This window comes from Cytobacillus sp. BC1816, assembly GCF_051353635.1.
Classification (GTDB): domain Bacteria; phylum Bacillota; class Bacilli; order Bacillales; family Cytobacillaceae; genus Cytobacillus; species Cytobacillus oceanisediminis_C.
Window position 1 is genome coordinate 3561594 of record NZ_CP195611.1, and the last position, 23020, is coordinate 3584613.

The window sequence follows — 23020 nt, forward strand, 5'->3', positions numbered from 1 at the left end:
AAAGCGGGAGTTGCTCCCGCTCTTTTTCATTTATCACCAGCCTCGGCTGGCTCCACCTCCGCCGGATGAACCGCCGCCCCCTCCCCGGGGACCGCCGCCGCCACTTCCACCTCTTGAGAGAATGGAAAGGATGGCGTATGAAAAGGCTCCTCCAAAAAATTTAATGTCTAAAAACAATAATCCAACAACAATTAAAATTATCAGCCAGGACGGTATGCTACTGCCTCTATCCTGTGTTCCTGCATCAGCATAATTGCCGCCTAAATTCACTTCTTCCCCGGCAGCTTCCTGAACAAGCACCTTATAGGTTTCAATTACAGCTCTGTTGGGCTGGCCATCCTGAAGATATGGAAGGGTAACTTCATCCAGAATCCTGCCTGCTTTTCCATCGGGAATCTGTCCTTCAAGCCCATAACCAACCTCAATCCGCACCTTCCGATCCTGCATGGCCACAACCAAGAGGACACCGTTATTCTCTGCGGCACTGCCTATGCCATAAGACCGGAAAGCTTCATTTGCATATTCTTCAATCGGTCTGTCCCCAGTAGTTCCAACAGTTAAAACCGCAACCTGTGCAGATGTCTTATCTTCCAATTGCCTTCCCAGGTTATTCAATTCAGATTTTTCCTGGTCATTCAGGACCTCCGCAAAATCCTGGACATAAATATCTCCAGCAGGCTGCGGTATGGGTTCATCTGCATGGACCTGGAATGCACCCATTATTAAATTTACTAACAGAAGGGTCAGAGAGACCCTGCGGATGATCATTCTCCATTGCCTCCAAAGTCAACTTCAGGTGCTTCATTCGCCAGCGGATCCGCCCTAAAATACTCTTTTTCATCAAAGCCAGTTATCCCTGCAACAATTGCACCCGGAAACCTTTTTACTTTTTTGTTATATACAGCAACCTGGTCGTTATAATCCTTTCGGGAAACTGAAATCCGATTTTCTGTACCAGCAAGCTCGTCCATTAATTGGGTAAACTGCTTATCCGCTTTTAGATTTGGATAGTTCTCCACCACTACAAGCAGACGGCTCAAAGCACTTGACAGCTCAGCGTTTGCGGCAGCTTCCTCTTCAGGAGACCGGGCTCCCGCCAATCTCGCACGAGCATCTGATATTGCCTGAATTGTCTCCTTCTCGTGAGCAGCATATCCCTTTACTGTATTTACCAGATTAGGAATCAAATCCAGCCTTCTCTGCAGCTGGTTCTCAATTTGAGAATAAGCCTGGTCCACATTTTCCTCAGCACTTACAAACCCGTTATAACTGGACATCAGCATTATGCCTGCTATGACTACTGCAGCAATAACAGCAATTAAAACACCCATACCTTTTTTCATTTGCGCCACTCCTGTTTCTAAGTTGTTTTGTCACTTGCATGGTATTTTTCCTTTTTGGCGCGAAAGTTAAACCTGGAGATTTGTTTGCTGATGTTGTTAAGCTCGCGCGGATTTGGATGATTTACGAGCGGGCGGGCTGCTTCTGCGAGAGGTGCACGTTTTTTTTGCGCGGGCTTCCTTTTGTTTTGCGCGGGATTATTACTTTTGTGCGCGGATTTGGGTGAGTTACGTGCGGGCGGGCTGCTTCTGCGCGGAGGGGACGTTTTGTGCGCGGGCTTCCTTTTGTTTTGCGCGGGATTATTAACTTTGTGCGCGGATTTGGGTGAGTTACGTTCGGGCGGGCTGCTTCTGCGCGAGGTGCACGTTTTTTTGCGCGAGCTTCCTTCTTTTTTGCGCGGGATTATTACTTTTGTGCGCGGATTTGGATGAGTTACGCGCGGGCGGGCTACTTCTGCGCGAGGTGCACGTTTTTTTGCGCGAGCATCCTTTTGTTTTGCGCGGGATTATTACTTTTGTGCGCGGATTTGGATGAGTTACGCGCGGGCGGGCTACTTCTGCGCGAGGTGCACGTTTTTTTGCGCGGGCTTCCTTTTTTTATGCGGGATTGTTCCTTTTGTGCGTGGATTTGGATGATTTACGAGCGGGCGGGCTCTTTCTGCGCGGGGGGGTCGCGTTTTATGCGCGGGCTTCCTTCTTTTTTGCGCGGATTATTAACTTTGTGCGTGGATTTGGATGATTTACGAGCGGGCGGGCTACTTCTGCGCGAGGTGCACGTTTTTTGCGCGAGCTTCCTTTTGTTTTGCGCGGGATTATTACTTTTGTGCGCGGATTTGGGTGAGTTACGTGCGGGCGGGCTACTTCTACGCGGGGTTCCTTTTGTTTTGCGCGGGATTTTTACCTTTGCGCGCGGATTCCGATATTCACACGGGGGTGGCTCCCTGCGCAAGGTGCACGTTTTATACGTGGCAGGCTTCAGGTTCGGGCGGATATATTACTTTTATGCGCGAATTCTTGTATGTTTCGCCATATGATTTTTTACAATATCAAAAGTAATCGCGTCAATATCTATCATTATGTCTGATGGAAATTGCGTCTCCAGGACAGGTTATTGCGCAGATCTTTTAATTTTTTTGCGCTATTACAACGTTAATGCGTCTTACTTCCCCACATTCGCGTCATCCAGCAGGTTATTCGCGCCGTCGTATCTCTTTTTTCTTACCGCTCCTGTCTCTTTATCGCGCTGTCGCTTTTCACAAATGCGCCAAACAAATTTCCTTTCCCCAATAACATAAGAAAAACCGGAACCCATTCGGGCTCCAGTCCAAGTATGATTATTTAATAAAATTGTTCGCAATCAGTTCACTGAATTCAGGTTTATCTTTCAGGAATTTTAAAGTGTAGGATGAATCTGCAAATTCCTGGATTGCGTCTGCATCAACATCGTAAGTGAACCCAATTCTTTCCCAGGCGCGGTTTACGACTTCTTTTTCCAGTTCCTGGCCAGTCACTTCTTTAATGTCTTTGATAGTAATTGCTTTTGCTTCTTCAGGATTTTCTTCGATAAATTTAACTGCATCTTTATGTGCATCAACGATTTTCTGTACTTTTTCCGGGCTGTTCTTTACTGCATCGCCAGTAGCAACCAATACTGATGCCGGAAGTGTTTCACCGAAAGATACTTCATCCCAGCCAATTACGACTTCAGCGTTTGTTTCCTGTTCAATGACAGCTGCCCATGGTTCGGGAGCAACTGCGATATCGACTTTACCTGTTTTCAGCATACTTGCATATTGTGCAGGGTTGCCTGTTAAATGCTTCATGGTACCGCCTATGCGAGCTGAAGTGATCCCGGCTTCTTCAAGATATGTTTCATACTGGACATCATGTGTGCAGCCAACGCCAGGTGTAATAAACGTTTTACCCTGGAAGTCTTCTAGTGAGTTAATTTCTACTCCTTCTCTGGCAAGGACAACTGTTCCGCCTGTTGAGGCACCTGCGATAATCTTAACATCAGCCCCGGTTGAGAAGTTGTTCATTGCTGGTCCGGGTCCTACTAGGCCTGCATCAATGTCGCCCGTTTTCAGGGCAGTCATGAATGAACCGCCTTCTGCAAATGTCTTGTATTCTACTTTAGTACCATCGCCAAGCTGTTTTTCAAAATAGCCTTGATCTTTCGCAACCATTGCTGGCACATGATTGATATTCGGGAAATAACCTATGACAATCTTGTCTTCGCCTCCGCTGCTCTTCTCAGATGCACCGCATCCGGCAAGCAGCCCGGTGAAAGTAAATAAGACAGCAACCCATAAAATAGCCTTTTTCATTTATACCCCTCCAAAATTAAGACTCAAGTCCCCATTTTTTTATGACTGATTTTTCAATGCGCTGGAATATGAATTGGTCAACAATCATTCCAATAGCTCCAATAATAATCATGACACCGATTACGATGTCCATTCTTCCAAAGTCTGAAGCGTATCGAAGTGTGTAGCCCAATCCTGGTCCTGTGCTTAAAAGCTCACCGGCCATCAATGCACGCCAGGCAAATGCCCAGGCAAGTCGTGAACCAGTGACAACGTATGGAATGGATGCTGGAAAGATGACTCTTGTGAATAAATCAATTCCATTCGCACCCATTGTCTGAGCTGCCTTGATATATAATGGTGAAACATTTTTTATGCCTGTTCGCATGTTCAGTGCCATTACAAATGTACCGCCAAGTATGGTTACAAAAATAACAGCCTTTTCATTTAAGCCAAACCACATAATTGCGATCGGCAGCCAGACGATGCTGGGAACACTTTGCAAGGCAAGGATGACTGCACCCAGTGTTTCATCAGCTGTTTTGGATTTTCCAAGGAGAATACCAATCAATGTGCCAATGACAAGGCTGATAGCAAGACCGACTGCGAGCCTTTTAAAACTGGCGATTAAATCATAAATGAGAGTTTTATCCTGAAACCCTTCAACAAGGGCACTGAATACACTGGAAAGGGAAGGGAAAATCAAAGGATGCCAAAGCTCAAGCCGTGACCCAATTTCCCAAAATGCAATAATGGCTGCAAAAAATATAATTCTTTTAATAGCTGTTTGCATATTGGAGTTCCTCACTTACAACTTTATCAATTTCCTTCTTCAGATATTTCATAATGTGGTCTTCAATCTCAAGCATTTCATTTTTGTGTTCCTCACGGGGTCTGGGGATATCAACCGTTATATCCTGTAAAATGATTCCGGGCTTTGTTCCCATAACAATGATTCGATCTGACAGTTTAATAGATTCTGAGATGCTATGAGTAACAAAAAGAATGGTTTTCTTCGTCTCAGTCCAGATGTTTTCCAGCTGTCCGTGCAGGCGCGAACGGGTCTGTTCATCAAGTGCTCCGAATGGTTCATCCATTAAGAGTGTTTCCGGGTTCATCGCAAGTGCTCTCGCAATCGCTACTCTCTGCTGCATTCCTCCAGAAAGTTCATGAGGATAATGGGATATATATTTTCCCAGTTGAACCATTTGCAGATACTTAAGTGCTGTTTCCTCAGCATCCTTCTTCTTCATTTCTTTTTTCAGCGGAAACGTGACATTTTCCATGACTGTCAGCCAAGGGAATAAGGCTGCCTGCTGGAAAACCATTCCCCTGTCTTTTCCGGGCTTTGTTATGGTTTTTCCGTCGATTTGAATGTGGCCTGAAGTTGTTTTAGTAAGCCCTGCGACGATTGAAAGAAGTGTTGACTTTCCGCATCCTGAAGGGCCTAAAATTGAAACAAACTGGCCTTTCTCAATGGATAAATTAATATCTTTCAAGACGTCAACAGGACGATTTTCTTTATCGCTATATTGTTTATTCACATCGTTTATCTCAATGAACATTCAAAGATCACCTATTCCTATAAATCTCATTAATTTACTCGGATTACTTGTAATTATAAAGTATTCACTTTGCATGTCAACCTTTACAATAAATATTTTTAAAAATGGGCTTAATCAAATAAAAAGCCTCCTCCATCAAGGAGAAAGCTTTTGTTTCACATTTTAATTTCTTCTATTTTAGATGAAGCGATCAACTCTTCAATTTTTGCTAACTCACCGCTTTGAAAAAGCTCTATGATCTTGCTTCCAACGATTACCCCGTCACAATGCTGATTCATTTCTTTTACATGCTGTGGTTCAGAAATTCCGAAGCCGGCCAATACTGGTATTGAACTAACATCCTTAACCTTCTCCAAATGCTTTCCAAGCTCTTCTTTAAATTCTTTTCTTGCCCCTGTGATGCCATTAACCGTAACAGCGTATAAAAAGCCTTTCCCTTTGTTTGCAATCGCCTGTATCCGCTCTAATGGACTGGTTAAGGTCACAAGGCGGATAATTTCGATTCCAGCTCTCTCTGCAATTGGTGCAATTATCTCATCTTCCTCTGCAGGAAGATCAGGCAATATTAATCCGTCTACCCCAGACTTAGAGGCATCAGAAATAAAGTTGCCAATGCCATAGGCCATGAGCGGATTCATGTATGTCATAAAGATAAGCGGGATGTGAACAATAGGACGGATTTCCGCAATTTTTGCTAAGACGCCTCTAAGTGTTGTTCCGGCTTCTAATGCTCGAATGCCAGCCTGCTGGATTACAGGTCCATCGGCAACCGGATCCGAAAACGGAATCCCAATTTCAATGGCAGTTGCTCCCGCTTTTTCGAGGAATGTGATTTTCTCGGCCAGTGTCTCTAACCCTCCATCCCCAGCCATTATATATGGCACAAATGCTTTTTCTCTGTTTTGCTTTAGGCTCTGAAAAACTTTTTCAACCCGGTTCATTGTCCTTTCCCTCCTAATCTTGCTCTTACAGTTTCTACATCTTTATCTCCTCTGCCAGATAAACAGATAACAAGGCCTTCGTCTTTTTTCATTTGCGGTGCAAGCTTTAATGCATAGGCAACGGCATGGGAACTTTCCAGCGCAGGGATAATGCCTTCCAGTTTGCATAATAGCTTTAATGCATCAAGCGCCTCATCGTCTGTAATGGATTCATACTCGGCTCTTCCGCTGTCCTTCAAATAGCTGTGTTCCGGCCCAACTCCTGGATAATCAAGGCCAGCAGAGATGGAATGAGCCTCCTGAATTTGTCCGTGTTCGTCCTGAAGCAAATACATTAATGCTCCATGAAGAACTCCAGGAGTTCCTTTTGTTAATGAAGCAGCGTGCTTATTTGTATCTGTACCCAAACCAGCTGCTTCCACCCCAACCATGCGGACGGTTTCATCTTTAATGAAGGGATAAAACATGCCCATTGAATTGCTGCCGCCTCCAATGCAAGCCACAACTGCATTAGGGAGTTTACCTTCTTTTTCAAGGTATTGCTTCTTCGTCTCATTTCCAATAACACTCTGAAAATCCCGTACAATCATAGGAAAAGGATGCGGTCCCATCACAGAACCAAGGATGTAATGAGTATCCTCGACATTTGTCACCCAGTAGCGGAGTGCTTCGTTGACTGCATCTTTTAATGTGGCACTTCCCGATTGTACCCCTACAACTTTCGCTCCAAGCAGTTCCATTCTGAATACGTTCAGCTGCTGTCTCCTGATGTCCTCTTCACCCATAAAAATAATGCATTCAAGATTTAAAAGCGCACATGCAGTTGCTGTTGCGACTCCATGCTGTCCTGCACCCGTCTCAGCTACTATTTTTCTTTTTCCCATTCGAAGCGCCAATAGAGCCTGGCCCAGTGAGTTGTTTATTTTATGAGCACCTGTATGATTCAAATCTTCTCTTTTAAGATAGACCTTCGCACCGCCGGCGTATTTTGTGAGGTTCTCAGCAAAATAAAGAGGAGTTTCCCGTCCGACATAGTCTGTCAGTAAAGCCTGCAGTTCTTTCTGAAAACTTTCATCAGCTTGAGCCTTCTTATACTCCTCTTCCAATTCAAGAATGGCCTGCATAAGTGTTTCCGGCACATACCTTCCTCCAAAATCCCCAAAATGACCTCGTTCATCAGGCAATGTATAAGCTGCGTTCATTTTACTTCCTCCCTCTCCACACGTTTAGCGTTATCTATGAATCTTTTTATTTTCTCCGGATCTTTCTTACCTTCAGTCTCAACCCCGCTGCTTACATCAACCATATAAGGATTGGCTGCTTTAATTCCTTCTCCCACATTTTCAGGATGGAGCCCTCCAGCGAGGATCATTTTTTTGTCCTGCATTGGGTTTTTGTTTAGAATCGACCAATCAAATGATATCCCGTTGCCCCCCCGATATTTTCCTTTCGGACTATCAAGAAGAATATATTCGCATGAATATTCATCCAGTTGGGATAGATCATCTGGTGAACCAACGCTCAGAGCTTTTATAACCGGAAAAGAGAATGAGCTGCAAAATTCCGGCGTTTCATCTCCATGAAGCTGAATGACATTGATCCCTGAAACACTTGCTATTTCTTCAATGGTCGCTTTCGTTTCATTTACAAACACTCCTACTTTTAAAACTTCTCTGGGAAGCTCTCTAATTATCTCCCCAGCTGCCTCAGGATTAATTTTTCTTTTGCTTTCAGCAAAAACAAATCCGAGGGCATCCGCACCGTTTTCAATAGCAGAAAGTGCCGTGCTGATATCCCTAATTCCGCAAATCTTCACCTTCATTGTTTGACAGCCCCCTGCAATGGAATTTTCATGGCCTTCAAAAGCCCTTCCAGATTATCTGCTTTCATGAATGCTTCTCCGACAAGAATGGCGTTTGCTCCTGCTGCTATTACACGCCGTACATCGTCTTCCGATTTAATCCCGCTTTCACTGATCAGGAATTTTCCCGCCTTCTTAATTAGCGGGGCAAGTTTTTCTGTTATACCAAGGTCTACTTTGAAAGTTTTTAAATTCCGGTTATTGACTCCGATCAGCTGTGCACCGGTTCTAAGAGCTATTTCCAGTTCTTCTTCATTATGAACCTCCATTAATACTTCAAGGCCTTCACTTTCAGCAAAATTGAAAAGCTCTTGAAGCCGTTCAGCTTCCATGGCAGCAGCAATGAGTAAAATTAGGTTTGCCCCTGATGCTTTTGCTTTTAAAATTTGCACCTCGTCTATAATGAAGTCTTTGCAAAGGATGGGCAGGTCGACTGTCTCTCTGACCGCTGACAGATCAGCAAAACTGCCTTTAAAAAACCTATTGTCTGTTAAAACGGAAATGGCATCGGCACCATACTTTTTATAAAATAATGCCTGATCTTTCGGATTTTGTCCGGTATTTATATCACCTTTTGAAGGTGAGGCTCTTTTGAATTCTGCAATCACAGCCAGTTCACTTCCTGATGCAAGCTTGTTAATAAAGGAGCGTTTATTAATGGTTTCTCCTGGTTGAAAATATTCTTTTGCCTGCTGCAGTCCGATGACTTCTTTTCTTTTTTCAGACAGTATTTGATCTAGAATCGTTCCCACCTTATATCACCTCTTTATGGACGCTTTTACTTGCTTCAATTAACCTATTCAGTTTTTCTAATGCAGCACCTGAATCAATGCTTTCTTTGGCTAAATTTATCCCGCCATGAATTGTTTCGGCCTTGCCTCCTGTAAAGATGCCAATCCCGGCGTTAAGAAGGACCGTGTCTCTTCTTGCTCCCTTCTCCCCCTTTAGAACACTTAGGAGTATTTCAGCATTTTCCCTGGAATCTCCACCTCTGATCGCATCATTGCTGCTGACGGGTAGGCCAACTTCCTCTGGGTGAAGAACCTTTTTCGTTACCCTGCCGTTATTAAGAATGGCCAGGTGATTTTCCCCCTGCAGAGATGCTTCATCCATATGCCCTGAACCATTTAAAACAACTGCCCGTTTTCTTCCCAAAGCGTTTAACACCTCTGCAAACATTTCAATATAATCTCTCCGATAGATCCCAAGAAGCTGATGATCAAGTTCAACCGGATTGGTTAATGGCCCTATTAAATTGAAAGTTGTAGGTATTCTCAGGTCCCTGCGCACTTTCATAATTCTTTTAATATTCGGATGGACATGAGGTGCAAATAGAAAGGCTATCCCGATTTCCTCCAGAATTTCCTCCGTGCGCTCAGGCGGGTGATTTAAATTTATTCCCAAATGTTCCAGTACATCAGCACTGCCTGTTTTGCTGGATACACTTCTATTGCCATGCTTGGCAACAGGAATTCCTGCTCCTGCAATCACAAAGGCCGAAGTGGAACTGATATTAAAGCTGCTTGAACCATCTCCTCCTGTACCGCAATTATCCAAAACATTAGGAATTTTCTTGCTAAACGAAAGGGATTTATCCCTCATTGCTTTTACGATGCCTGCAATTTCTTCAACTGTTTCCCCCTTTGTTTTAAGGCTCACCATAAATGCCGCAATCTCACTGTCCGTTACATCATTGGCAAATAAATTGTCCATCGCTTCCTTCATTTCTGCCTCTGTTAATGACTCCCGCTCAGATAACCTCTGCAGTATAGTCTTCATCGTTTTTTTTCCTCCCGATAGTTTGTAAAAAGTTTTCCAAAATCTTTTTTCCAAGCCCTGTTCCTACAGACTCCGGATGGAATTGCAAACCGTATAAAGGATAGTCTTCATGCTTGATTGCCATTATTTCATTATCATCCATCGATCTGGCCAACACCTTAAATCTGCCAGGCAGCGTTCCCGACTGTATTATTAAGGAATGATAACGCATGATGCTGATTGGCTGCGGCATGTATTGAAACAGCTGTGATCCGTTATGCTTCAGATTAGACACCTTACCATGCATAATTTTCTTGGCTTTTTCAATCTTTGCCCCAAAGGCATAGCCGATTGCCTGATGGCCAAGGCAAATGCCCAGGATAGGGAGCTTCCTGTAAAATTTCTGAATAACTTCAACAATCACTCCCGCATGTTCAGGCCGTCCCGGACCAGGAGAAAGAACAATGGCTTCAGGATTTAATTCTTTTATTTCCTCGATTGTTATTTGATCATTTCTTACAACTTTAATTTCCTGTCCCAGTTCACCTAAATACTGATAAAGGTTGAATGTGAATGAATCATAATTATCAATCAGCAGTATCATTTTTTTTCCTCCAAAAATGCTTTTAATTTATGAAGTGTTTCTTCGTACTCTTTTTCCGGAATGGAATCATGCACGATGCCTGCCCCGGCTTGTATATAGGCGAATCCATCTTTTATTACCATTGTTCTGATTGCCAGGGCGAAATCCATATTGCCGTTTCCGGAAAAATATCCGACTGCCCCTGAGTAAATTCCTCTTTTCACTGCTTCAAGTTCATTGATTATTTCCATTGCTCTAATTTTGGGTGCACCTGAAACCGTTCCTGCAGGCAGACACGCTATTAAGGCATCAATCGCTGTGTGAGGATATTTCAGGCTGCCTCCAACTTCGGATACAAGGTGCATGACATGCTTATATCTTTCAATTACCATGTTTTTTTCTATAGTTACCGATCCGAATTCGCAGACACGGCCGAGATCATTTCTGCCTAGATCAAGCAGCATCCTGTGTTCGGCAAGCTCCTTTTCATCTTCTTTCAAGTCCCTTTCAAGCTGTAAGTCTTCGTCTTCTGTCTTGCCTCTTGGCCTTGTTCCGGCAATAGGGTTAGTAATTACTTTGTTTCCAGTTGCTTTAATAAGACTTTCAGGCGATGCCCCTGCAACCGCATATTCTTCAAAATCAAGATAGTACATGTATGGGGAAGGATTTTGCACTCTTAACTTCCGGTAAAAGGCGAAAGGATCTCCAGTCAATTCCGCTTTTAATCGCTGAGAAAGCACCACCTGAAAAATGTCTCCCTCTTCAATATAGGACTTGGCTCTTTTTACTTTTTCAACGAAGTCTTCTTTAGAAATGGAAGCTTTGAAAGCCGACAGCGATGCTTCTTCCGAATGAGCTGCCACAGCCCCCTTTTGGATTTCGGCCTTTCTTTTCTGTAGCCTTTCACGAAGCTGAGATTCATCGGTTGCTGCCAATAAAGACATGGCTACCAGGTATACCTTTTGCTCCAGATGATCAAAAACGGCTACTTCCTCAAAAAACATAAGGTGGACATCTGGTACATTAAGCTCATCATGAGGAATCACCCCGATATCTTCGTATTGCCTGATGACATCATAGCCTGCATATCCAACAGCTCCTCCACAAAATGGAAACTTTTCAAAGGGGTGATGTTTTTCCTCCGGCATCAGCCTTCTTACTACATCAAGCGGCTTTTCATCAAAAACCTCAATTTTCCCCTCTGCAGAAACAGCAGTCTGAGTTCCTTCCCCTTTTAGTTCCATCACTGGGTCCGCACCAATAAAAGAATACCTTCCCGACTTTTCATGTTTTAGCGAGCTTTCAAACAGAAATTTTTTTCTTCCGCTCATTCTCTGGTAGATCAAAATAGGTGTTAATGTGTCCCCCTCAAGCTCTTCGATGATATACGGACCTTCCAAGTTCGTTTTCAATATATTTCTCCTCCAGTTCTTTCGGATTCAGAAAAGCGCAAGTAACTTGATCACCCCCGACACCGCGAGGGGGCAGGCTGCTTGTGCTAGACAGTTATCTAACTTCAGAATTTATACTTAACTATAAAAAAAAGTCCCCTATACACACAGACAGAATCTGCGGGTATAGAGGACGTGTCTTGTGAACGTGGTGCCACCTCTTTTTAGAGCAAAATGCTGCTCCCTTTTTCGGGTACGGAAAAATATCGATACCCTATCCTTTTAACGGTGGAAATCCGTGCGTCCCTACTATCTTTCAGGAAACCTCTCGCAAGTCCATTCGAATGACTTTCCGTACCGGGCTCTCACCTTTCCCCGGCTCTCTTGAACGGACTCCATCAATCTACTCCTCTTGCTCAGCGATTTAAAGTAATAAAGTTATTTGAAAATAAAAAAGGGCCTCCCGTCTAAAAAGGACGAGAAACCCGTGGTGCCACCTTCATTAGCTGAAACATCAGCTCACTTAACAGATATCAAAACGAAAAACGTTTGAATATCTGTCCCTTGTAACGATGAGACCGTTCGCCAAAGCCTACTGCTTAAAAAGGTTCGGTTTGGAGGCTCGAAAGTCCATTCACTGCTGTTTCCACACTGATTTGCACCAACCATCAGCTCTCTTTAGCTTCAACTGCAGCTACTACTCTTTGTCATTGCCGATCGATATATTGCTTATTATACTATTCCGATAAATGAAAAATGTCAAGGGTAATTTTTAATATTTTTATAATAGAGCTTTTTCCAGCTTTTCTCTCCAGACATCTGCAAGGGCATCAATCTGCAGCAGTTCTTCAATAGCTTTACGGTTTGTGCGGTCATGGAACATGATAAAATTCCCTTGCAGAACTGATACCTTTTCCTGCTTTCTTTCTTCAAGATTAAGACCGCTGCCTGCTGTTACAGTACCTTCCTTAAGCACTCTGAAAAAGTAGCCTGTAAAGCATGTTTCAACAATTCTTTTTAAGAGCCGATCTTCTTTGTTATGCTTGGATATGGTTGAACACGGGATGCGCCCCTGTGTTATTTGGATAGCGGATTCACCAAGCGAAAAGATATCACCTATAAAAACATCTTTTTCCAGCATATTTTCCGCACAAATATTTTCACCAAATGCCGGGGGACAGAATGTCTTTTTAAATTCATTTTCCCACATCCCGTAATGTTCGAACGGGTATAGGCAAACTGCCCGGTCGGGGCCGCCATGAAAATCAGTGTTTGCCACTTCATCCCCCAGGAAACCATCCTTCGTTAAAAACGCACTTTCAATTTTTTCTTTGCCGATTCCCGATATTTCCTCACGGTTTTTCCAGCTGTGCTTTTTCGGTGTTCCTATACTTAAAGTAATTATTTCTTTCACATTATCCCCTCACCAGATTCGCTTTTCTTTATATTTTAACGCTTTCCTTTTAGTAAATCGAAACATATTTTTCCAGAATTTGAACTTTCCCAAAAAAAGACAGAGGTTTTTCTAGTTAGTTTTCCTGCAATTAGCTCATATTAAGACTAGTTTGATTAACGAAAAGGAAGGTCAGAAATATGGAGCATGTTGAAAATTTACAATCTGTAAATTCCAAAGCGAAAAAGAAGTCAGGTGATGATGTTCATAACCAAAAATGGGCCATTCTTTCACTCTCTTCAATTCCTCTCGTTATGACACTCGGGAATTCCATGCTGATTCCTGTTCTGCCGGCGATGGAAAATAAACTAAATATTTCTGCATTCCAATCCAGCATGATTATTACCGTTTACAGTATTGTAGCCATTATTTTGATTCCAATCGCAGGTTTTTTATCGGATCATATCGGCCGAAAAAAAGTCATTATACCAAGTCTTTTCATTGCAGGAATTGGCGGACTGATCTCTGGATGGGCGGCATGGAAAATGGGGGATGCTTATTGGATCATATTAGCCGGGAGGGCATTGCAGGGTGTTGGGGCAGCCGGTGCGGCACCAATTGTTATGCCTTTAGTAGGAGATATGTTTAAAAATGATGATGATGTCAGCAGTTCCCTTGGCCTTATTGAAACTTCCAATACTTTTGGAAAAGTTCTTTCACCTATACTTGGAGCATTTCTGGCAGGGTTTATATGGTTTTTACCGTTTTTTTCGTTTCCAGTTTTTTGTACGATTTCAATCCTGCTGGTTTTCTTTCTTGTAAAAACGCCAAATAAAAGAGAAGAGCCGCTTCCGCTAAAGAAATTTTGGAGCAATATCAAGGATACCTTTAAAAACGACGGAAAATGGCTATCTGCTATTTTCTTAATTGGAGCCATTCTTATGTTTGTGCTTTTTGGGATACTTTTTTATTTATCTGATGTGCTTGAAAAGACATATGATATTAAAGATGTAAAAAAAGGGCTTCTCCTAGCTGTCCCGCTTGGCGCATTATGCCTGTCCTCCTATCTGACAGGAAAAAAAATAAAAGAAAATAAAATACTGATGAAGTGGATTATTTTTTTAGGCTCAGTGCTTGTGGCAGCTGCCACTGCAATCTTAAGCTTTTCAAACAATATGTGGTTTATGATCAGCATGTTCCTGTTTGCCGGAATCGGCATAGGCGTTGCTTTGCCTTCATTGGATGCTCTTATTACGGAAGGAATTGCAAAAGAAGAACGCGGAACCATTACTTCTTTATACAGTTCAATGAGGTTTATAGGCGTTGCCGGAGGCCCGCCGGCCATTGCCATTCTGATGAAGCATTCTGTTCAAGGGCTTTTTTATATATTAAGCGGAATAACCATTTTTGCTGCCCTTGCAGCCATTATAGCAATCAAACCTGACGCAAATGAGGGCTAAAAAAAATCCGTATCGTGCAATGACGATACGGATTTTTTTATTTAAAATGCTGCAGTACAAAACCAGTTACAACCTGGTTGAAAAGCTGCCACTTTTTGGTTGGCGCCTGGTGGGAAACACCTTTGATTATCGCCGCCTGAAAGCTGACATATCTCCTATAGCTCCTAATATGCTGATTAACAAAATCTCTTGATCCATATATCAGAAGAAGGGGGACACTTAAGTTCCTCAGGCGATCCGTGCAAGAATAGTGAAGCGACCTATCGTAAAATTGAAACCACATAGTATGATTCGCCTTTTTCATATGTTCGTGAATACCTTTTCTGACTTGTGGATCATTTGTGTGACTTGCTGCTATTACATACCGCAGAAAACCCGGAAAATGTTTCACGAAATACATTCCCATTATATGCTCATATTTGAAGGCTTCTGATAAAACCTCTGGAAATCCGCCAGATAGTATGACACCAAGCGTCCTTTCAGGAAAAGATAGAGCAAAGTCCTGAGCAATTATGCCTCCAGAGGAATAACCAAGGATAACGGCTTTTTCAATTCCCAAGTGGTCTAATACAGCTTTTATCTCTTCTGAATACCCTTGGATGGTTACTGTTTTCTCGGGACCAATAGTATCTCCATTCCCGCTTAGATCAGGAAAAATAACCTGAAAATGCTCAGCCAGCAGGCCTTGATAATAAAATACCTTTCTCCCCATGGCAGGCGGATGTATAAAGATTATCGGTACACCTTTTCCCATCTTTTCATAAAATATCTTTGTATCCTCATAAATAAATGCTGGCACAAGAATCGTCCTTTCCATTCACAAAACATAGATGGCTCTAAAGCCTCCTGTTCCATATAAAAATGGGACAGTTTTAGTCTGCCCCATCTTGGTCAATTCTTGATTTCCAACATCAGTTAGGTCTTGTTTTTTTAGCTTTTTTACTCTGCTGATCAAGCTCTTTCGAGAACTCCATATCGTTTATGCTCTTCTTTGTGCTCTGTAACCCTGATTTAGTCTTAATGTTGCGTTTTGTCATGTTAAACCTCCTTTAAAGTACTGCCATTATAGTATGGCACATAAGGATTCGAATCATTATGGATTTTCAGCTGGAATCTGCATATACTATAAGTAATCATGCGATTATGCTTATTTCCGTGACTTTCTGAACCGTATATGATATTCTTGAATTAAGAATATGAATAAAAAAAACGACCGCAGGTGTTGCCGCACCCACGGTCATTCGCAATAGTCGTTCCCTTAGGGGATCGGCCTGTCAAAGACATAGACCTCTCCCTCAATTGTCAGATCAAGGGAGGTCTATTTTTTATGGTTAAAAGTCATGACAGCAATGATCAGACTAGAGAAAGAAATCATCATCATGATCGATTCGAAAACTGTCAAAAGGCATCACCCCCTTTCATACGGGGCTAGCCGACCACCCTTGAGAAACTCCCATTGCTTCTTTATTATAACACATCCTTGTCCATTTAGTCGAACATGTGTTCTATTTCAGAAAAATTGATTCTTCTTTCCTATTTTTTCAAGTTTCACTATCTTTATCGCCTGCAGATTTCCTTTGAAGATATCCACGAAGAAAACCCATTTCTTTATTAAGCAAATACTCCATTTCCTCCATATGCTGCTTAGCAATTAACTGTGGACTGCCTGTCCATTCAGCACTGTGGATAAAGTAATAATTCTTTATTCTTTTAAAAATGATGACCGCTTCAGGAAAACAGTCAAACAACCCCTTTACCTGATTTCTCCGCATGTAACTCCATCTTACAAGTTTCATGATATCAGCCTTTTTATTCTCTATTTACCCAGAAAACACTGACGCATGTTCTTAATGCAAAAAAAACTGCCAAAAATGGCAGCATTGAATTTATTCTTTAAGTCTCGGCTTTGCCGGATCACATTTCGGCTTTTCAGACTGAGTGGATTCAGCAAGCTTTGACAGGTAATAGCATTCTTCACGGTACATGTGATCAGCCATTAACGCTGCAAATGTACCCAATGCCTCTTTGCTCAATTCAAGCTCCTCAATTTCATTGAGAAAGTTCATAAACAAGGATATTTCAAGTGCAACATCGCTGTTGAACTTTTGAAGTGCCGGGAATGACTCAACCTTTGTCCGAAGGAACCCGGACATTTCAACCGCCTTTAAATAAAATGCTTCAAAGTCCTTTGTATAGCCATCACTGATTTTTTTTATTTTCTTCTCAACAAGTTCCATATTATCTGATATGGCTCCAGCATGTCCAGCCGCATCAAGAAGCCAGATTAAATGGTGGTGGAGCTCATGAAATACAGGCGGGACTTCCCCTTTTTTTAAATATTGAAGGACAAGCATATATTCTTCAAGTTCATTGACCATATGGTTTATAAAAACAGGACCAAGATGAATGGAAATTTTCCCTATCAGATGACGTTCGATTAGGTTCAATTTAAATTCCCTTAGCTTTTTAGCTTCCTGTTCTGCCCTCCGGCTCAATTGCTCCAGATTATCTACTTCAACCCTGCCTAATAGCTGATCGAAGGTTTGTATAAAGTAATTTGCCCTTTCAATGCTCTCTTTTTCCTTTGGTGATAGTGAATCATGTATGAAGCGTGCATGATCACCCAAAATCTGAAGCCAAAATCCGTGTTCAAATTTTGCAGCACTTTCAAATCCAGCAGCCAAAGTATCTCCCCTTTCAATCTTACTCATAAAAACATATCAGTAACCATTAGAAATTATGCCTATAAGCACGAATCTCAAAAATTAATTGGTAACTCATTTTTGGCAGAAAGGGGGAATCTTAACTGGGCATCAGGCATCCTATAGTGTTTTTTTCATCATTACCTGGCCAATCTTTTTTTCAAATCCCATTTTAAGCAAAGCTTTCGATGCGGGATTGGAAGCTGAAATATTAACTGCAGTGAAATCAATTGAATCATCCTGATCCAGGAACAGCTGGCCCAGAATACTTTCAGTCATTGCCTCATATGCACTGCCATCGGTGAACTTAAGCTGATAAATGATAATGCGTTCTGTACGTCCTCCTGCTGCCAGCACTCTTTTATATAAAATGTAGCCGTCCTCTTTCCCATCTTCACTCATAAGTACAGCAGCTTCCCCTTGTTTCACACTTTGCCACTGGCACTGCCAGGCAGCATCAATGTCATAAAACCTGAGTGACTGAAGCTGTTCAGGATATATCTTTTTTATTGCTAAATGGCTTTCCATCAATGGGCCTATTTCTTTTTGTGTTAGTTTCTTGTTTAGATAAAGCAATTGATCAGTAATCGCATAGCCTGCTTTTTTATACAGCTTAATCGCTCTCTCATTTTCTTCAATTGCTTCAAGGACAGCAGTTTGTACATTTTCAGCTTTATATATGCTAAGCACTTCTGACATCATGGCTGCAGAAAGACCTTTTCCCCTGTATTGCGGTGCCATTCCAGTGCCTCCGTTCCAGGCAATTTTCCTGCCGTTAATCTTCCGGAATCCATTCATTATGATTCCGCACGGTTCTCCGTGCATAAAAACGACAATGGATTTTTCAGGCGAAAGTCCCTCTGATGCCATTCGATTAACAAATGCCTGAATATCCATTTTTATTGGAACTATATAACCTTCAAAGCCTTTATTCCAGGCAGTCAGCGCCTCCTCCAGGGTAACTTGAGAAAGTTTTTTTATTTTCATAAACGCTCTCCTTCATGTGTTTTCTGATATTTTACTTGCTGGGCATCTAATGGTTATTTATGTTTGTTCCCTCTTTTAATAACAATGATAATGGCCACGATTTCACACCTCCAACTAAACAGACCGGGGAGTTTATTTATTCATAAAAAAATATAGACTGATGAGTTTATTTTAATTAAATCATTTATTTTCAGTTTTTTCAATCTTTTCTAAATGAATTTCTAAAAAAAAGCCGATACATTAAGTACCGGCTTTGATTTATTCATTATTTATTTAGCGGTTTTTTCAGGAACCCTATAAGGATCGCAGACAATAGAGCACCTGCTATTATTCCTGCAAGGTAGATTCCCCATGGGCCATCGACGAGAGGGACGACAAAGACTCCTCCGTGCGGCGCCCTTAATCCGATTCCAGCCATCATTGAGATGGCACCTGCCACGGCTGATCCTGCCATAATGGACGGGATGACACGCAATGGATCTGCTGCTGCGAACGGAATTGCTCCTTCTGTGATAAACGAAAATCCCATAATGTAATTTGCTTTTCCTGCATCCTGTTCCTGTTTTGAAAATCTATTTTTGAATAAAGTGGTAGCAAGTGCGATGGCAAGAGGCGGAACCATACCCGCCGCCATAATGGCTGCCATAGGTTCATATACTCCATTTGCAAGCAGTCCTGTACCAAATACATAAGCCGATTTATTAACCGGGCCGCCCATATCAAATGCCATCATCAGTCCAAGGACTACTCCAAGCAAGACAGCATTTCCAGTACCAAGACCTGAAAGCCACTCGGTGATAGCAGTATTTAATGCGCCAACTGGTTTGTTGACAACATAAAGCATCAGCAATCCCGTGATCGCAATACCAAAAAGCGGATAGAGCAAAATCGTTTTAATTCCTTCAAGTGATGAAGGCAGGCCAGCAAAAACTTTTTTCAAACCAACTACTACATAACCTGCAAGGAATCCGGCTATGATGCCGCCAAGGAATCCAGCGCCTCCAGATGCTGCCATCATGCCGCCGACTGCGCCCGCAGCGAAGCCAGGACGGTCAGCAATACTCATGGCAATGAAAGCTGCAAGGATTGGAACAATCAATCCAAATGCATTTCCTCCCCCAATGGTCATCAGTGCTTCTGCGATAGGATGATACGACGGATCATTAGGATCTGCTGCTTTATATCCGAACATAAAGGAAATGGCAATGAGTATTCCGCCGCCAACAACAAATGGAAGCATGTTGGAAACACCATTCATCAAATGCTTATAAACTCCTGCTTTTTGTTCTTTTTTATTATCTGCATTTCCGCGGCTGTCCGCGCTTCTGCCCTTGTATAGCGGCGCATCCTGCTTCAGCGCTTTTTCGATTAGTTCCTGAGGTTTTCGGATGCCATCAGCAACTGCCGTTTCAAGGACATGCTTCCCGCTGAATCTCTCCATTTCAACCTTTGTATCTGCTGCGACTATAACTGCTGCCGCATTCGCGATTTCTTCTGGAGTCAGAATATTTTTAGCACCGCTGGAGCCATTTGTTTCAACTTTAATATCAACACCCATTTCAGCTGCCTTGGCTTTTAGGGAATCAGCCGCCATATAAGTATGGGCAATTCCTGTTGGGCAGGCTGTTACAGCAACAACAAATCGTTTACTGTCTGCAATATTTTGGACTTCCTCTTCTTCTGTCTCGTCATAGCTGTCTATAATTCCAATAACTTCGTCTGCAGACGAAGCATTTTGGAGCTTTTTTCGTGCTTCCTCGTTCATTAGTATCGATGAAAGCCTGGATAGAGCTTCCAGATGTGTATTGTTTGCTCCTTCCGGGGCTGCAATCATAAAGAATAGGTGTGCGGGCTGACCGTCAAGTGATTCATAATCCACCCCTGCTTCTGATTTGCCGAATGCAATAGCAGGCTCCTTGACCGCACCAGTTTTTGCATGCGGAATGGCTATTCCGTCACCTATACCTGTTGTGCTTTGTTCTTCTCTTTTTAAAATGGCATTCTTAAAGGCAGAACTGTCATGAAGCTTTCCCGCTTGATCAAGCTGGTTTACCAATCCATTTATGGCATCCATTTTGCCTGTTCCGCTCAATGAGAGCAAAATCGTATCCCTTGTCAGTAATTCTGTTATTCTCATCCTAAATCTCCCCTTTTAGGCTGATCTTTTCAATCGAAACCTGAGAAAGCAATTCCTCTGCTTTTTCCTTACTGCAAAGACCAAGTGAAAAAGCCGTAGCGCTTCCGGAAGCAACACTGTATTGAAAAGCCTTTTCTATATTTTTGTATTTTTCATAAGCTGCAAGAAAACCGGCTACCATAGAATCGCCAGCACCTACAGAACTTTTCACTTCACCATTTGGAACGCTTGAAATATATGCTGCTTCATCAGAAATCAAGACCGCTCCCTTGCCGGCTAATGAAACAATTACATTCTGTGCGCCCATTTCTACAAGTTTCCGTCCATATGGGATAACTTCTTTTGCGGAAGTAAATTCTGTCTCGAATATTTCACCTAATTCATGGTGATTGGGCTTTATTAAAAACGGTTTGTATGGAAGGACCTTTTTCAGTAGCTCTCCCTCTGCATCCACCACAAAAGCCGTCCCGTTTTCTAAACAAATTCTTACCAGCTCTTCATAAGTTGATTCAGGCAAAGTAGAAGGAATACTGCCAGCCAGGACAAGCAAATCTTCTTCTGAAAGGCTGCGGATCTTATTTTTAAGATCCTCGAAATTCCTTCCTGAAATGGCCGGCCCTTTGGCATTGATTTCTGTTTCCATCTTTGTCTTGATCTTTACATTGATTCTTGTGTCATCAGCAACCTGGACAAAGTCAGTTTGAATATTCTCCTTGTTTAAGCAATCAAGAATATAATCTCCTGTAAATCCGCCTGCAAAGCCAAGAGCCTTGCTTTCAACATCCATTCTGTTCAGCACTCTGGAAACATTTATCCCTTTTCCTCCAGGAAACTTTGTATCATGCTGCATGCGGTTAAGACCGCCGACTATTATCTCATCCAATTCTAAGATGTAGTCCACTGACGGATTTAGCGTCAATGTGTGTATCATGCTGTCACGACCTTTATTGTAGTTTTGCTGATATAAGGCTCTTGCTGATCCTCATTCAGTTCATTTGTAATAATTGCTGCTTTATGCAAATCGGCAATCTTGGCAAACGCGATTTCTGAAAACTTCGTATCATCGGCAAGCACGAATGCCTCCCTTGAAAGCGAAATGGCCATTTGCTTAATCATGGCCTCATCCTGATCCGGTGTGGTGTAGCCGAATTGAGGATGGATGCCATTAACCCCCATAAAGCATTTATCAAATCGATAATTTTCCAGGCTGGCCAATGCTCCCCTGCCAATGATGGCTTTTGTCTGGCCCTTGGCAAAACCGCCAATTAAAAACGTTTTTATATTTCGTTCCAGCAATGTGTTGATATGCATTAATCCGTTCGTTACTACTACAATTTCTTTTGCAGGCAAGAAGGGAATCATTTCAGTAACTGTCGAGCCTGCATCCAAATAGATGGAATCACCTTCTTCAACAAGACTTGCGGCATATTTGGCGATTTGGCGCTTTTGCTGAAGGTTTCTTGCGGATTTTTCAGACATGCTGGGTTCCTGAAGCTTTCCCTGAAGCCTGGCAGCCCCTCCATGTATCCTTTTTAAGTATTTTCCTTCCTCAAGCTGAGTCAGGTCCCTTCTGATTGTAGATTCGGATGTTTCTGTCATATCAACGAGATCCTGAATTTTTACTACACCTTTTTCTTTTAAAAGCTGCAGAATCAATTTGTGGCGCTCTGGCGTTAACAAAACATCACCCCCTGGAATGTGTTGCTCCTCTTGATTACATAATACTGAAACCGATTGCAAAAATCAATCATTTTCATCCAAAAACAATCAAAAGTAATCAAAAATTGAACGTTTTTGATTGTTTTGTGATTATTAACTCTTTAATTATGAAAATAATAGAATATTTTAAATATATTAAAATAATAGTTTGCTCTATTGATTTGATTATGCTAGAATCAAAAATAACAATATATAGTTTCTTGAATAACCACATCTACTATATATTGTTTCATTTTAAGAATTAACTCGTTCCAAGGTCTCTTTTTTGATCCGCTTTCTTTTTGAAAGCGGAATTTTTTTGTTTTGGAAATAGGATCTTTTTTATTAGCCTGCCAGAACAAAAAAGAGCACCGCTCAATGGCAGTGCCCGTCTGTAGGACCGTTTATTTATTCATAATTTACTAAATCCTCAATTTTTCCATTCTCATTATGCAGGATTGCCATTGTGCCTGCTTCCTCTGCCATACTCTTCGCTTTCTCCACTGCATCTGAACGTGTTTCCGCAGTAAACTCAGGCTCGTTTTGCCCTTCTTTTTTGACTGCCCATCCTTCCTCATCGTGCGGTACTACATGGAATCTTGCTTCATCTGTACCTGCTCTGTCCTTAAAATATTGTTCCTGTTCATCACTGTGAATGTTGTTTTTACGATTTGCCATGTTATACCTCCTTATCATAAGTGAACTTTCATCTAACACTTACCCTCTCAGGAAGAAAAAAAACACACAGTCCCGTTCTCAAAATAGTAGTAACTTACCACTAAATATTGTCTTTTATTATATAAATTTGACACATAGTGTCGGAACAATAGGCATACCCCATAGGAATTAATACTCTATTCAAAAAATGCCATTTTCTACTAAACTAGGAATCGTTAGG

Annotated in this window: 24 protein-coding genes, 1 pseudogene and 2 other annotated features; of the genes and pseudogenes, 1 reads left to right on the forward strand and 24 read right to left on the reverse strand. The window is 42.1% G+C overall.

Annotated elements, in window-relative coordinates:
* Window positions 1-33: 33 nt before the first annotated feature.
* The 13 genes from ACR42H_RS18095 to ACR42H_RS18155 all read right to left on the reverse strand — a co-directional run bounded on the left by ACR42H_RS18095 (window position 34) and on the right by ACR42H_RS18155 (window position 13159).
* Window positions 34-768: a TPM domain-containing protein gene (locus tag ACR42H_RS18095; protein WP_113881272.1), complete on the reverse strand. Its 735-nt coding sequence runs from the start codon at window positions 766-768 to the stop codon at window positions 34-36.
* Window positions 765-1343: a LemA family protein gene (locus ACR42H_RS18100; protein ID WP_113881271.1), complete on the reverse strand. Its 579-nt coding sequence runs from the start codon at window positions 1341-1343 to the stop codon at window positions 765-767. The genes ACR42H_RS18095 and ACR42H_RS18100 overlap by 4 nt, the downstream gene beginning before the upstream one ends.
* Window positions 1344-2674: 1331 nt before the next feature.
* On the reverse strand, window positions 2675-3667 hold the full coding sequence (locus ACR42H_RS18105) for an aliphatic sulfonate ABC transporter substrate-binding protein (protein WP_436372357.1): 993 nt from the start codon (window positions 3665-3667) through the stop codon (window positions 2675-2677).
* Window positions 3668-3683: 16 nt separating this feature from the next.
* Entirely contained in the window at window positions 3684-4439 is a 756-nt protein-coding gene (locus tag ACR42H_RS18110) for an ABC transporter permease (protein ID WP_009333473.1), read from the reverse strand.
* Window positions 4423-5211: an ABC transporter ATP-binding protein gene (locus ACR42H_RS18115; protein ID WP_113881268.1), complete on the reverse strand. Its 789-nt coding sequence runs from the start codon at window positions 5209-5211 to the stop codon at window positions 4423-4425. The genes ACR42H_RS18110 and ACR42H_RS18115 overlap by 17 nt, the downstream gene beginning before the upstream one ends.
* A gap of 155 nt (window positions 5212-5366) precedes the next feature.
* Window positions 5367-6152, reverse strand: a complete 786-nt coding sequence (trpA, locus tag ACR42H_RS18120; protein WP_436372360.1) for a tryptophan synthase subunit alpha — start codon at window positions 6150-6152, stop codon at window positions 5367-5369.
* The gene (trpB, locus tag ACR42H_RS18125) at window positions 6149-7354 is read right to left on the reverse strand and encodes a tryptophan synthase subunit beta (protein ID WP_113881266.1); all 1206 of its coding nucleotides are present in this window, start codon (window positions 7352-7354) and stop codon (window positions 6149-6151) included. The genes trpA and trpB overlap by 4 nt, the downstream gene beginning before the upstream one ends.
* The gene (locus ACR42H_RS18130; protein ID WP_113881265.1) at window positions 7351-7974 is read right to left on the reverse strand and encodes a phosphoribosylanthranilate isomerase; all 624 of its coding nucleotides are present in this window, start codon (window positions 7972-7974) and stop codon (window positions 7351-7353) included. The genes trpB and ACR42H_RS18130 overlap by 4 nt, the downstream gene beginning before the upstream one ends.
* Window positions 7971-8765: an indole-3-glycerol phosphate synthase TrpC gene (gene trpC / locus ACR42H_RS18135; RefSeq protein ID WP_436372362.1), complete on the reverse strand. Its 795-nt coding sequence runs from the start codon at window positions 8763-8765 to the stop codon at window positions 7971-7973. Before trpC ends, ACR42H_RS18130 begins: the two co-directional genes overlap by 4 nt.
* A 1-nt stretch (window position 8766) precedes the next feature.
* The gene (trpD, locus tag ACR42H_RS18140) at window positions 8767-9792 is read right to left on the reverse strand and encodes an anthranilate phosphoribosyltransferase (protein ID WP_113881263.1); all 1026 of its coding nucleotides are present in this window, start codon (window positions 9790-9792) and stop codon (window positions 8767-8769) included.
* Complete coding sequence (locus ACR42H_RS18145; RefSeq protein WP_436372365.1) at window positions 9764-10375, reverse strand: anthranilate synthase component II; 612 nt, start codon at window positions 10373-10375, stop codon at window positions 9764-9766. Before ACR42H_RS18145 ends, trpD begins: the two co-directional genes overlap by 29 nt.
* Window positions 10372-11766 carry an anthranilate synthase component I gene (gene trpE / locus ACR42H_RS18150; protein WP_436372367.1) on the reverse strand — a complete coding sequence of 465 codons (1395 nt, stop codon included), beginning with the start codon at window positions 11764-11766 and terminating at the stop codon, window positions 10372-10374. The genes ACR42H_RS18145 and trpE overlap by 4 nt, the downstream gene beginning before the upstream one ends.
* 165 nt (window positions 11767-11931) lie before the next feature.
* Window positions 11932-12174, reverse strand: a binding site (T-box leader).
* Between the two features lie 40 nt (window positions 12175-12214).
* Window positions 12215-12465: a binding site (T-box leader), on the reverse strand.
* 61 nt (window positions 12466-12526) lie between these two features.
* Window positions 12527-13159, reverse strand: coding sequence for an MOSC domain-containing protein (locus ACR42H_RS18155; RefSeq protein ID WP_436372369.1), 633 nt, complete (start codon window positions 13157-13159; stop codon window positions 12527-12529).
* 179 nt (window positions 13160-13338) lie between these two features.
* On the opposite strand from ACR42H_RS18155, the gene ACR42H_RS18160 reads away from it, so the two are divergent.
* Entirely contained in the window at window positions 13339-14598 is a 1260-nt protein-coding gene (locus ACR42H_RS18160; RefSeq protein ID WP_436372371.1) for an MFS transporter, read from the forward strand.
* A gap of 37 nt (window positions 14599-14635) precedes the next feature.
* Here the strand turns inward: ACR42H_RS18160 and ACR42H_RS18165 are convergent, their stop codons facing one another.
* The 11 genes and pseudogenes from ACR42H_RS18165 to ACR42H_RS18215 all read right to left on the reverse strand — a co-directional run bounded on the left by ACR42H_RS18165 (window position 14636) and on the right by ACR42H_RS18215 (window position 22800).
* Entirely contained in the window at window positions 14636-15415 is a 780-nt protein-coding gene (locus ACR42H_RS18165) for an alpha/beta fold hydrolase (protein ID WP_436372373.1), read from the reverse strand.
* Between the two features lie 94 nt (window positions 15416-15509).
* Window positions 15510-15635, reverse strand: coding sequence for a hypothetical protein (locus tag ACR42H_RS18170; RefSeq protein WP_258549806.1), 126 nt, complete (start codon window positions 15633-15635; stop codon window positions 15510-15512).
* 281 nt (window positions 15636-15916) lie between these two features.
* On the reverse strand, window positions 15917-16000 hold the full coding sequence (locus tag ACR42H_RS18175) for a putative holin-like toxin (RefSeq protein ID WP_226280784.1): 84 nt from the start codon (window positions 15998-16000) through the stop codon (window positions 15917-15919).
* 139 nt (window positions 16001-16139) lie between these two features.
* Window positions 16140-16370 (reverse strand): hypothetical protein, encoded by a 231-nt coding sequence (locus ACR42H_RS18180; protein ID WP_436372375.1) that lies wholly within the window; start codon window positions 16368-16370, stop codon window positions 16140-16142.
* Window positions 16371-16484: 114 nt separating this feature from the next.
* Window positions 16485-17309 carry a DUF2935 domain-containing protein gene (locus tag ACR42H_RS18185; protein ID WP_113881256.1) on the reverse strand — a complete coding sequence of 275 codons (825 nt, stop codon included), beginning with the start codon at window positions 17307-17309 and terminating at the stop codon, window positions 16485-16487.
* A gap of 111 nt (window positions 17310-17420) precedes the next feature.
* Entirely contained in the window at window positions 17421-18287 is an 867-nt protein-coding gene (locus tag ACR42H_RS18190) for a GNAT family N-acetyltransferase (protein ID WP_436372378.1), read from the reverse strand.
* Between the two features lie 265 nt (window positions 18288-18552).
* Window positions 18553-19545: a PTS fructose transporter subunit IIC gene (locus tag ACR42H_RS18195; RefSeq protein ID WP_436376998.1), complete on the reverse strand. Its 993-nt coding sequence runs from the start codon at window positions 19543-19545 to the stop codon at window positions 18553-18555.
* A gap of 114 nt (window positions 19546-19659) precedes the next feature.
* Window positions 19660-20424, reverse strand: a pseudogene (locus tag ACR42H_RS18200) (fructose PTS transporter subunit IIA); the annotation flags it as partial.
* A gap of 1 nt (window position 20425) precedes the next feature.
* Complete coding sequence (gene pfkB, locus ACR42H_RS18205; RefSeq protein WP_113881253.1) at window positions 20426-21355, reverse strand: 1-phosphofructokinase; 930 nt, start codon at window positions 21353-21355, stop codon at window positions 20426-20428.
* Window positions 21352-22104, reverse strand: a complete 753-nt coding sequence (locus ACR42H_RS18210; protein ID WP_436372380.1) for a DeoR/GlpR family DNA-binding transcription regulator — start codon at window positions 22102-22104, stop codon at window positions 21352-21354. The genes pfkB and ACR42H_RS18210 overlap by 4 nt, the downstream gene beginning before the upstream one ends.
* Before the next feature lie 426 nt (window positions 22105-22530).
* Window positions 22531-22800: a DUF2188 domain-containing protein gene (locus tag ACR42H_RS18215; protein ID WP_113881251.1), complete on the reverse strand. Its 270-nt coding sequence runs from the start codon at window positions 22798-22800 to the stop codon at window positions 22531-22533.
* Between the last annotated feature and the right edge of the window lie 220 nt (window positions 22801-23020).